Origin of the sequence: Enterococcus sp. AZ109 (genome assembly GCF_051714625.1) — a bacterium.
In the GTDB taxonomy this organism is placed as follows: Bacteria; Bacillota; Bacilli; order Lactobacillales; family Enterococcaceae; genus Enterococcus_A.
The window spans coordinates 539,652-551,340 of record NZ_JBIOSF010000001.1 but is presented as its reverse complement, the minus strand read 5'-3'; the positions used below and the strand labels follow the sequence as shown (position 1 = coordinate 551,340).

Genomic DNA, 11,689 nt, shown 5'->3' with positions numbered 1-11,689 from the left:
ATTCAAAGACTTAGCTTTGATTGCTTTTTTCTTTATGGTATGATAGTCAGGGATTAAGACGAGAAGGTGTAGTGAAGATGAATAAACAGCAAAAATTTGTACCAATTTTATTAGGAAGTGACATCAACGTTTATGGGATGGCTCGGTCTTTCCATGAGGCGTACGGTCTAGTTAGTGAAGCCTATGCAGGCTTGCAACTGGCTCCAACAAAACATTCAAAAATTGTTAATGTCCACACGATAACGGGATTTGATAAAGATCCAGTTTTCATTGAAGAAATGCGAAAGCTTGGAAAAGAAAAATATAACGATCCGGATACAAAATACTTAGTAATTGCTTGTGGTGATGGGTATGCTGAATTAGTCTCGCTGCATAAAGAAGAACTATCGGAATGGTTTATTTGTCCTTACGTTGATTTTACAATGTTAGAGCAATTAATTAGTAAAGTTAGTTTTTATGAAATTTGTGAAACGTATCAATTACCTTATCCTAAGACATTGATTATTCGAGAAGGAATGCTAGAAAATGGTCGTTTGAAGCAAGATTTGCCATTTAAGTTTCCAGTTGCATTAAAACCAGCCAATAGTGTAGAATGGCTTTCAGTCGATTTTGAAGGTCGGAAAAAAGCATTTATTATCGATACTCGTGAAGAGTTTGACACAATTTTAGGGCGTATTTATCAAGCTGGCTATAAGAGTGAAATGATTGCGCAAGATTTCATCCCAGGTGATGACAGTAACATGAGAGTACTAAATGCATATGTGGATCAGCAACATCAGGTCAGAATGATGTGCTTGGGGCATCCATTATTGGAAGATCCCTCTCCTGAAGCAATCGGGAATTACGTGGCGATTATGCCAGACTACAATGAAAAAATATATCACACGATTCAATCATTTTTAGAGAAAATCGAGTATACTGGATTTGCTAATTTCGATATGAAATATGACCCTCGTGATGGCGAGTACAAGTTGTTTGAAATTAATTTGCGCCAGGGACGCAGTAGCTTTTTCGTAACTTTGAATGGCTTAAACTTAGCAAAATTTGTTACCGAGGACCGAGTATTTGAAGTGCCTTTCTCCGAAACGATCTATGGGAAAGCAAAGGCTGACACTGCTATGCTTTGGATGGGTGTTCCTAAAGAAGTCTTCGTGAAATATGCTCGCAATAATGAAGATAAACAAAAGGCGTTGGATCTCATCGAAAAAAACAAATGGGGGACAACCGTTTTTTACAAGCAAGATATGTCACCAATGCGATGGCTGTTAATGAAATATATGTTTAGTAAATATAAAGGACGATTTGACTTGTTCTTTAAAGAGAAAGAAGGGTAATAGTTGGAAAACTTCTTTAGCATACTAGGCGGAATGGGAACGATGGCGACTGAAAGCTTTGTTCGCTTAATTAACCATCGTGTTAAGGCGCATAAAGATCAGGATTACTTAAACTATGTTTTGTTTAATCATGCAACTGTTCCTGATAGAACCGCTTATATTTTGGATCATGAGGCAGACAGTCCACTGCCCTATCTATTAGATGATATTGAAAAGCAAAACTTGCTAAAACCCAATTTTATTGTATTAACCTGTAATACAGCCCATTACTTTTTTGATATCATTCAAGGAGCTACTGATATTCCGGTGCTGCACATGCCTAGAGAAACGGCTCAAAAGCTTAAACAAGAAAATCCTGATGGCGGAAAAGTTGCATTTCTTGGAACTGAAGGCAGCGTAAAAGCTGGAGTTTATCAACGTGAACTGGAAAAGCAAGGCTTCGATGTTCTCATACCTGATAAGGAATTACAAACAAAAGTTAATAATCTAATTTACCGTGATGTCAAAGAAAAGGGATTTGTCAACAGAGAGTTATACTTGGAAATCTTGTCAGATGTGTTTGATGTTTTAAGTTGTCAGCATGTTGTACTGGGCTGTACAGAACTTTCGCTGGTTCAAGAAACATTTAAGGATGTGCCTTATCCAGTGACAGATGCTCAGTCAATTTTGGCAGACCTAACAATTGAACTAGCTTTAAAAAGCAGATCTTCTAATTAAAGGAGGTCTGTTTTTTGTAGACGTGAAAGTTTACAAATATTGTATCGAGTTATTGTGGTTAAATATTGAACTAGTAAATTTATAAAAATATGAAGCTTTAATAGGAATTTAATAATTAAATCTGTAGTAAAGACACGCCCGGAATGATACAATGTACGAGATGGAGAGGAGTGGCACAAAATGACAGATAGTTTACATTTGGTAGTCATTACTGGAATGAGTGGGGCGGGTAAAACTGTAGCCATTCAGAGCTTTGAAGATATGGGGTATTTTTGCGTTGATAATATGCCACCTGGACTAATCCCTAAATTTTGGGAATTGATTCGTGAATCTGGAAAGGTAACGAAAATTGCTTTGGTAGTTGATTTACGCTCACGAGCGTTTTTTGAAGAGATTCAAAATATGTTAGTTGAAATTGATAACACTGGCTTTATTGATACGAGCCTACTTTTCTTGGATGCTTCCGATGAAGAGTTAGTTTCTCGATACAAAGAAACAAGAAGAACACATCCAATGGCGATGGACGGATTAGTAACTGAAGGTATTCGGAAGGAACGGGCAATTTTAGAAGACCTAAAAACTCGCGCAACATTAGTGATTGATACGACTACTTTGACACCGCGTCAACTACGTGAAAAAATCAATCATGAGTTCAAACAGACAGATGATTTAGGTTTCCATATTGAGATGCTTTCCTTTGGCTTCAAATATGGTTTGCCGATTGATGCAGATATTGTAATGGACGTACGCTTTTTGCCGAATCCCCATTATATTGCTGAACTCCGTCCTAGAACTGGTTTGGATAAAGAAGTATATGATTATGTAATGTCTTTTCCTGAAACTGATGAATTCTATAATGATTTTGTTACGCTGTTAAAAAATATTCTACCGGGATATGTTAAAGAGGGGAAAAGTTCATTAACAGTTGCAATTGGCTGTACTGGCGGACAACATCGATCTGTCGCATTAAGTGAGCGTGTAGGAAAAGCTTTAAAAGATCTTGATTACCGGGTAAACATTACTCATCGTGATAAAGATAAGCGGAAAGAGACGGTGAATCGTTCATGAAAATGAAAACCTATCGAATTCGCAAACCCAAAATTGTCGTAATTGGCGGTGGAACAGGTTTACCTGTAATTTTGAAAAGTCTTCGTAACCAAAGTGCAGATATTACTGCAGTAGTTACAGTAGCAGATGACGGCGGTAGTAGTGGTGAATTGAGAAATTCAATTGATATGGCTCCACCGGGAGATTTGAGAAACGTTCTGGCGGCGTTATCAGACATGCCTAGGTTGTATGAAGACCTCTTTCAATATCGGTTTAAGGAAGAAGATAAATTCTTAGCTAATCATACAATCGGTAATTTAATCATTGCTGCGCTTTCTGAGATGCGAGGAAGTACCTATGAAGCGATACAATTGTTGGCGCATATGCTACATGTGGATGGTCATGTATTCCCTTCTTCAGAGAAGCCCTTAGTGTTGCATGCTGAGTTTGAAGATGGAACGACTGTTGCTGGGGAATCAAAAATTGCGTTAGATCGGAAAATTATCAAGCAGGTTTATGTCACCGGAAAAGGTGATGATCAAGATATTCATGCGGCACGTAAAGTCGTCCAATCAATCAAAAATGCCGATATGGTAGTCTTGGGTCCAGGATCTTTGTTTACTAGCATCTTACCTAATTTAGTAATCAGTGAAATCGGAGATGCTGTTCGTACAACCGATGCTGAAGTTGTTTATATTTGTAATATCATGACGCAAAAAGGGGAAACTGAACATTTTAGTGATGCAGACCATGTTCGGGTGCTTCATCAGCATTTAAAAGATAGATTTGTTGATACGGTATTAGTAAATACTGAGAAAGTACCAGAAGACTATATGGATCCTGAAATATATGATGAATATCTTGTTCAAGTAACTCATGATTTTAATGGATTACGCAATGAAGGCTGCCGAGTAGTTTCAACAGATTTTCTTAAATTAAGAGACGGTGGCGTTTTTCATGATGGCGATAAAGTAGTTGACGAGTTATTTCGAATCGTTTTTGGTGCGAAAATTTAATAGGGGGCTTAGGAAATGTCATTTGCGGCAGAAGTAAAAAAAGAGCTCACTGGATTGGCTGTGCAAAAGGAATTAGCTAAAGCAGAATTAGCGGCTTTAATCCGTATGAATGGATCGCTAAGTCTGAATAATCACCAATTTGTGTTAAATGTCCAAACTGAAAATGCGGCGATTGCTCGACGGTTGTTTACACTTTTGAAAGAACATTATGGCGTACGCAGCGAGTTATTAGTACGGCGAAAAATGAAACTGAAGAAAAACAATGTTTATATTGTACGACTAAAACAAGAAACACAGAGTATTTTAACTGATTTAAATATTATGGATGGTTTGATGTTCCAGTCACACATTTCAAAAGAATTAAGAACGGAAAATGAGAAAGTGCGAGCTTATTTACGAGGGGCGTTTTTAGCTTCGGGATCGGTAAATAATCCAGAAACAAGTCGTTATCATTTAGAGATATCTTCTATCTATGAAGAACACAATCAAGATATCTGTGATTTGTTGAATCAGTTCGATCTAAATGCGCGGACATTAGCACGGCGAAATGGATATATCACTTACCTAAAAGGCGCAGAAAAAATTGCGGATTTTTTAATTTTAATTGGTGCGACGAATTCTATGCTGAAATTTGAGGATGTTCGAATTGTACGAGATATGCGAAATTCAGTAAATAGACTAGTTAATTGTGAGACAGCAAATATGAATAAGACAATTGATGCTGCTTCAAAACAAATTGAAAATATTCGCTTCATCGAGACAACTGTCGGTCTTCAATCATTACCAGAGAAATTGCAGGAAATTGCTGAATTACGAATGCTGCATCCTGAAGTTAGCTTAAAAGAGCTTGGTGAAATGATTCCTTCAGGTACAATTTCAAAATCTGGAATCAACCATCGTATTCGAAAAATAAATGATTTTGCTGAAGAGTTGAAAAAGAAAAGCATGTAAAAAACGTTAGCGAAAAGGGAGTATTCCCTTTGCTAACGTTTTTTGACTATCCATTACTCGAGACTGCTTAAAGGGATAAAAATTCTATTAACTGGTCTTGAGTGATTGATTCATCAAAAATATGCTCATCAACTAAAACCGTTGGAACAAATTTAATGTTGGCTTGTTCAGCTTCATTGCGAATTTCTTGTTGTATCGCTTGATTAGGCTGCTGCTTTAGTTGCAGAGTCGTTTCTGCATAGTAAGCAACTTGTTCCAAGCTGAATTCCTTCCACTCGTCTTGCGAAGCATAGACTTGCTGGATTTGTTGAAGAGCATGATTAGAATCATTGCTGATGTATTCATGCATGATGTTGCCACGTTGTAGACTTTCTTTATCTTTATCCAATAATTTAATGATACGCTGCACTTTTCCCTCTGCAACTGCCTTAGCTAAAGTATCTTGTGATTCTTCAAACCATTGTTTACAAAATGGACAACGAAGGTTCATAAACTCAATTATGCGCTTTGGAGCTTGGTCGTCCCCAATTTTGATACCATTTAGGTCGTTCACAAATTCAGGTTTAATAACTGAAATATCCATTATTCAATTCCTCCTTTTGTTTCTAGTGTACAAGAAAATTACCAGAATACAAATAAATAAATTTCTTCTCACTAAAAACTAGGGGAAAGGAACTTTTAAAAGTTGAATGAGCTAGTTTATAATAAATACATTGTGAGTGTTTTACTAAAGAGGTAGGTCTCATTCTTGATGGTAAGCAAAAGTAGAGAGAAACATATTTTAAATCGAAGAAAGTCACATGCTGAATAGTAAGATAGTTGCACGCAATATTAAGCAAGCGGGAGGAATCATATGAGAAAAACAAAAACAATGGATGGAAACACAGCTGCAGCTCATATTTCTTATGGGTTTACCGAGTTAGCAGCAATCTATCCAATTACACCAAGTTCAACTATTGCTGAGCTCGTCGATCAATGGGCGGCACAAGGAAAGAAGAATATTTTTGGGCAGCCTGTTAATATAACGGAAATGCAATCGGAAGCTGGAGCAGCTGGAGTGGTTCATGGAGCACTGAAAGCAGGTGCGTTAACAACTACTTACACGGCTTCTCAAGGATTATTACTAATGATTCCTAATATGTACAAGATTGCTGGCGAATTACTACCTGGTGTCTTTCATGTAGCTAGTCGAGCTATCACTACTAATGCTTTGAATATTTTCGGAGATCACGGAGATGTCATGGCAGCACGACAAACAGGATTTGCAATGTTACAAGAAAGTAGTGTGCAGGAGGTGATGGACCTTTCAGCTGTTGCACACCTAGCAGCAATCGAAGCTAGCGTCCCATTTGTGAACTTCTTTGATGGGTTCAGAACTAGTCATGAAATTCAAAAGATTGAAGTTTTGGAATATGATGAGCTAGCCCCTTTGATTAACCAAGAAAAATTGGCGGAGTTTCGCTCTCGTAGTATGAATCCTAATCATCCAACAGTTAGCGGAACGAATCAAAATCCCGATATTCACTTCCAACAAAGAGAAACAGTAAATAAGTATTATCAAGATTTACCGGCAATTGTTCAGAAATATATGCGGGCTATTAATGACCTACGAGGAACTGACTACGATTTAGTTACATATTACGGTGCTGAAGATGCGAAAGAGATCATTATTGCCATGGGTTCGGTGGCACAAACGATTGAACAAACGGTGGATCACCTGAATGAACAAGGTCGTAAAGTCGGTTTCTTGAATATTCATCTGTATCGTCCTTTCCCAGTAGAAACACTATTGAAAAAAATGCCGAAAACTGTCAAGAGCATTGCTGTCTTAGATCGCTCCAAAGAACCTGGCGCAGACGGTGAACCGTTGTTATTGGATGTTCAAAGTGCAATGTATGATGCAGAAACACGGCCAATGATTATCGGCGGTCGCTATGGGCTAGGTTCCAAGGATGTTACGCCTGATCAAATAATTGCAGTTTACAATGAGCTGTTAAAACCAAGAGGCACCGCCAAAGCGCGTTTTACTATTGGGATTGTCGATGATGTGACTCATTTATCTTTAGAAACAGAAGGAGTAGTTGACTTAACTAATCCTGCTACGTATCAAGCGAAATTCTGGGGGTTCGGTTCTGATGGAACAGTTGGCGCCAATAAATCAGCAATTAAAATTATTGGTGATAATACGGACAAATATGTTCAAGGGTATTTCTATTATGATTCAAAGAAATCTGGCGGATTAACCGTATCCCATTTACGTTTTGGTGATACACCCATTCGATCGACTTACTTGGTAGAAAGTGCTGATTTTATTGCCTGCCATACACCAGCTTACATTCACAACTATGATTTACTAAAAGGTCTAAAGCCAGGCGGAACCTTCCTTTTGAACACGACTTGGAATGATCGCCAAATTGATCAATTACTGCCAGCTCGTCTGAAGCGCTATATTGCCGAAAATGAGATCAAGTTTTATACAATTAATGCGGCACAGTTAGCAATGGAAGTTGGTTTAGGTCAGCGAATTAATACAGTGATGCAAACGGCCTTCTTCAAATTAACTGGGATTATTCCTTTTGATGAAGCTTTGGGGATTTTGGAAGCTGAAGTTGATCGCAACTATCGACGAAAATCTATCGAAATTGTAGAAAAAAATATTGCTGCCATGGAACGCACCGTAGAAGCCTTGCACCAATACCATGTTCCAGAGGAGTGGCATCATGTTGAAATTCCAGCTAAAGTTAGACCTAAAGCAGTGCCACAATATGTAGAGCAAATTTTAGAGCCGTTAAATGCTATGGAAGGCAACAGTCTTTCGGTAGGTACGTTAGTTAATAATGGTATGACGGATGGCTCTATTCCAGTTGGAACGACTACTTACGAAAAACGTGGAGTAGCCTTACAGGTTCCTGAATGGATTAGTGATCGTTGTACTATGTGTAACGAATGTTCTTTTGTTTGCCCTCATGCAGCCATACGCCCATTTTTAGCTGATGATGAAGAAATGTTGGACGCCCCAGACGGCTACATCGTCCGAAAAATGCGCGGTATCGATGGACTTGAATACCGTATTCAGGTTTCCATTGAGGATTGTACGGGTTGCGGATTATGCGTTGAAGCCTGTCCGGCAAAAGACAAGGCTCTTGTAATGAAACCCTATCAAGAGCAAAAGGAACAAGCAGTAAATTGGGCGTTTGCAATGACCTTGAAGCAAAAAGCAAATCCGACTAAACCAAATACTGTTTTGGGAAGCCAATTCAATCAACCTCTGTTAGAGTTTTCTAGTGCATGTGCTGGTTGTGGAGAAACACCTTATGTGAAGCTGTTAACGCAAATGTATGGGGATCGTATGATGATTGCTAATGCTACCGGCTGTTCTTCAATCTGGGGTGCTGCTGCCCCTGTAAGCCCATATACAACGAATGAAAAAGGTCAGGGACCTGCATGGTCTAATTCTTTATTTGAAGATAACGCAGAATTTGGTTATGGCATGTTGCTGGCAAACCAAACACGTCGACAAGAGTTGGTTTTTAAGATTTCACAGGTACTAGATGTAGTATCAGAAGAGCTGAAAGCTTTAATGGAGGACTGGATAAACCATTTGCATGATTCCGAAGGTACCCAGCAACGTGCTGCAAAATTAACAGCAGGTTTAAAAACTGAAAAAGAAAAGGATACACGTTTAGAGGACATTTACAACAGTCGGGATTTGTTTGTGAAAACAAGTCAATGGATATTCGGTGGTGATGGATGGGCTTACGATATTGGCTTTGGAGGTATTGACCATGTTTTAGCTAGCGGTGCGGATGTAAATATTTTAGTAATGGACAATGAAGTATATTCTAACACTGGCGGTCAAACCTCAAAAGCTACACCAGCTTCGGCAATTGCCAAATTTTCCGCCAATGGAAAATACGCTTCGAAGAAAGATCTAGGCTTGATTGCTATGACTTATGGCAATGTATATGTAGCTCAAATTGCTTCTGGTGCAAATCAAATACAAACGATCAAGGCCTTCGAGGAAGCTGAAAAATTCCCTGGACCATCCTTAATTATTGCTTATACCCCTTGTATCACTCACGGGTTAAAAGGTGGATTAACTAAGAGTTTACAAGAGGCAAAAGATGCGGTTAACTCTGGTTACTGGTCACTTTATCGTTATAATCCACTGCTAAAAGAAGTTGGAAAAAATCCGATGAAGCTAGATTTCAAACGACCAGATTTTAGTCAGATGGTCGACTTTATGAAGAAGCAAGTCCGTTTTTCTTCCTTGCAAGGTGTTCAACCTGAATTTGCAGAGAGTCTCTATCGTAAAACGGTAGAAGATGCTAAGACGCGATTTTTCAACTATGCTAAAATAGCTGGACAAGAAGAAAAATTACGAGCAAAAATTGAAGGTGTTCAAGAAGAGACAACGGAAAAACCAAAACGTGAGAAACGGGAAAGACAAATAGATCCCGAAGCAGAAGCGCGTCGAGCAGCCAGAAGAGCAGCTCGTGCTGAAAAGCGACAAACTAACGAATAATTTATAGTTCTCAGGACTTTTGTTCTGAGACTTTTTTCTTCTAACGAAACAGTTAAGCTATATCTATTTTTTGTTTCTCTTATGGTATACTTGTAGAGAAACTGTATAGAAAGAGAGGTTGCCTATGCCTAGTCGTCTAAGTGAGCTATTTAATTCCGATTATTGGCTGAGCTTCTTTTCTGAGAACCTTTCAACTTGGGATATTATTGCGAATCTTTTAGATATTGTCGTTGTTTGGTTTCTGATTTATAAGCTTTTTCAGCTTGTAAGAGGGACTAAAGCAGTACAACTTATTAAAGGTGTTGCAGTATTTATTGGGATTCGTATTTTAGCTGAATATACAGGCTTGCATACTTTGTCGTGGCTGATGAATCAAATAATCACGTATGGTGTAATTGCCGGAGTAGTTATCTTTCAGCCAGAAGTACGTAGAGGGTTGGAACACTTAGGAAGAAGCTCATTTTTTAAACCTACAAAAAAAGAAGAACATGAAGATGAGAAAATGATTTTGGCGTTTGATAAAGCAATTCAGTACATGGCACGTAGAAAAATTGGTGCATTGATTACAATTCAGCGCAATACCGGACTGGACGAGTATATCGAAACAGGGATTCCGTTAGATGCAGATATTACTGGCGAGCTTTTAATCAATATCTTTATTCCTAATACTCCGTTGCACGACGGAGCAGTAATAGTAAAAAATGGGAAGTTGGCAGTAGCATCCGCTTACTTACCTTTATCTGACAGTATGCTGATACCTAAAGAATTCGGAACACGACATCGGGCTGCTGTAGGTATTAGTGAAGTTAGTGATGCTCTGACCATCATTGTTTCAGAAGAAACCGGAGGAGTTAGTCTAACATTTAATACCGATTTCTTGCATGATCTGAATCAGGAAGAATATCTAGCTATTATGCGAAGAGAACTGATCACGGATGAGAAAGAACGGAATAAAAAGAATTTACTGCAAGCCTTTATTGACGGTGTCAGCAAAGGAGGTAAATAGAAGATGATGATTAAATTTAAAAAATCTAATTTGCCATATTTACTAATTTCTTTGCTATTTAGTTTAATGTTGTTCTTTAACGTAAATAGTCAAAATGTAAGTGATTTTTTTTCCTCGAATTCTACCTACCAAGAAGTTTTACAAAATGTTCCTATTACGTTGGAGTATGATTCAGACGAATATTTTGTTCACGGGTTTGATAACACTGTTTCGGTAAGACTAAGTAGTGCTAATCGTATTCAACTAGATCGTGAAGCAGATGAGGATACACGGACTTTTAGCATCGTGGCAGATCTTAACGATTTAGATACTGGAACCCATGTAGTGAAGCTGCAAACTCGTAAATTATTGAGCTCAATTTATGCAGCTATCGAACCACAAACAATCTCCGTTACAATTGAGAAAAAGCAAACCAAGACTTTTGATGTAATTCCAGTTATTAGTAACGGAGCTGAAGAAAATGGATTACAAGTGGATAGTTTAACATCAGATCCTAGTACGGTTGAAATTACAACCGGTGAACAAACGATGAGTCAAATAAGCCAAGTAATTGCGAGCGTAGATGCCAGTCAATTAACGGGCGAGGATGATACCGTAAGAACACAGATATTAGCATTGAATACTAACGGTGAAGCTCTGCCAATTCAAGCAGATCCTCAAACGGTAACTGTTTCATTCAGAGCAGAACAAGACACTAAACAAGTTGCTCTTGAACCTAAGCAAGAAGGAACGATTCCTTCTTCAGTTCAACGATTTGATATCGAGTTAGATCAGACGAATGCTACTATTCGTGGACTTAATTCTGTGATTGATGCGATTGACACTATCGAAGTTCCGGTGAATATCACAAATATTACAGAACCAGTCAGTCGGCGGGTCGATATTCCAATAGATGAGGGAATATCGGTTAATCCAATTGCTACTACGGCACGAATAACACCAATTTTACGAAGCTCTGCTTCTTCCAGTTCTGCTGAATCAAGCAGTAGGATCAGTCAAAATACTTCAAGTATGGAGAGTGAAGGAGCTACTTCCTCGAATACTGAACAGACAGGGACTAGCAGTGAATCAACAATTACATCAACAAATTAGA

9 protein-coding genes are annotated in these 11,689 nt (G+C 38.3%); 8 read left to right on the top strand and 1 reads right to left on the bottom strand.

Annotated features, from left to right (window positions below):
* Positions 1 to 77 precede the first annotated feature (77 nt).
* From IGI42_RS02610 to whiA, 5 genes are all read left to right on the top strand, one after another.
* Entirely contained in the window at positions 78 to 1,334 is a 1,257-nt protein-coding gene (locus tag IGI42_RS02610; protein ID WP_438714119.1) for a carboxylate--amine ligase, read from the top strand.
* Positions 1,335 to 1,337: 3 nt separating this feature from the next.
* On the top strand, positions 1,338 to 2,051 hold the full coding sequence (locus IGI42_RS02605; protein ID WP_438714118.1) for an amino acid racemase: 714 nt from the start codon (positions 1,338 to 1,340) through the stop codon (positions 2,049 to 2,051).
* A 180-nt stretch (positions 2,052 to 2,231) separates the two neighbouring features.
* A complete protein-coding gene (gene rapZ, locus IGI42_RS02600) occupies positions 2,232 to 3,119 on the top strand; it encodes an RNase adapter RapZ (RefSeq protein WP_438714117.1) in 888 nt (295 codons plus the stop codon).
* Positions 3,116 to 4,114, top strand: coding sequence for a gluconeogenesis factor YvcK family protein (locus IGI42_RS02595; protein ID WP_438714115.1), 999 nt, complete (start codon positions 3,116 to 3,118; stop codon positions 4,112 to 4,114). Before rapZ ends, IGI42_RS02595 begins: the two co-directional genes overlap by 4 nt.
* Before the next feature lie 15 nt (positions 4,115 to 4,129).
* The gene (whiA, locus tag IGI42_RS02590) at positions 4,130 to 5,065 is read left to right on the top strand and encodes a DNA-binding protein WhiA (RefSeq protein ID WP_438714114.1); all 936 of its coding nucleotides are present in this window, start codon (positions 4,130 to 4,132) and stop codon (positions 5,063 to 5,065) included.
* A 67-nt stretch (positions 5,066 to 5,132) separates the two neighbouring features.
* Here whiA and IGI42_RS02585 read toward each other — a convergent pair whose 3' ends face one another.
* Complete coding sequence (locus IGI42_RS02585) at positions 5,133 to 5,648, bottom strand: thioredoxin domain-containing protein (protein ID WP_438714112.1); 516 nt, start codon at positions 5,646 to 5,648, stop codon at positions 5,133 to 5,135.
* 270 nt (positions 5,649 to 5,918) lie between these two features.
* On the opposite strand from IGI42_RS02585, the gene nifJ reads away from it, so the two are divergent.
* The 3 genes from nifJ to IGI42_RS02570 all read left to right on the top strand — a co-directional run bounded on the left by nifJ (position 5,919) and on the right by IGI42_RS02570 (position 11,688).
* A complete protein-coding gene (gene nifJ / locus IGI42_RS02580) occupies positions 5,919 to 9,590 on the top strand; it encodes a pyruvate:ferredoxin (flavodoxin) oxidoreductase (protein WP_438714110.1) in 3,672 nt (1,223 codons plus the stop codon).
* A gap of 124 nt (positions 9,591 to 9,714) precedes the next feature.
* On the top strand, positions 9,715 to 10,596 hold the full coding sequence (gene cdaA / locus IGI42_RS02575) for a diadenylate cyclase CdaA (RefSeq protein WP_438714109.1): 882 nt from the start codon (positions 9,715 to 9,717) through the stop codon (positions 10,594 to 10,596).
* A gap of 3 nt (positions 10,597 to 10,599) precedes the next feature.
* Entirely contained in the window at positions 10,600 to 11,688 is a 1,089-nt protein-coding gene (locus IGI42_RS02570) for a CdaR family protein (RefSeq protein ID WP_438714108.1), read from the top strand.
* Position 11,689 lies beyond the last annotated feature (1 nt).

Coding starts and splice junctions, on each gene's coding strand:
- IGI42_RS02610 (WP_438714119.1), top strand. CDS start 78: ATGAATAAACAGCAAAAATTTGTACCAATTTTATTAGGAAGTGACATC.
- rapZ (WP_438714117.1), top strand. CDS start 2,232: ATGACAGATAGTTTACATTTGGTAGTCATTACTGGAATGAGTGGGGCG.
- IGI42_RS02595 (WP_438714115.1), top strand. CDS start 3,116: ATGAAAATGAAAACCTATCGAATTCGCAAACCCAAAATTGTCGTAATT.
- whiA (WP_438714114.1), top strand. CDS start 4,130: ATGTCATTTGCGGCAGAAGTAAAAAAAGAGCTCACTGGATTGGCTGTG.
- IGI42_RS02585 (WP_438714112.1), bottom strand. CDS start 5,648: ATGGATATTTCAGTTATTAAACCTGAATTTGTGAACGACCTAAATGGT.
- nifJ (WP_438714110.1), top strand. CDS start 5,919: ATGAGAAAAACAAAAACAATGGATGGAAACACAGCTGCAGCTCATATT.
- cdaA (WP_438714109.1), top strand. CDS start 9,715: ATGCCTAGTCGTCTAAGTGAGCTATTTAATTCCGATTATTGGCTGAGC.
- IGI42_RS02570 (WP_438714108.1), top strand. CDS start 10,600: ATGATGATTAAATTTAAAAAATCTAATTTGCCATATTTACTAATTTCT.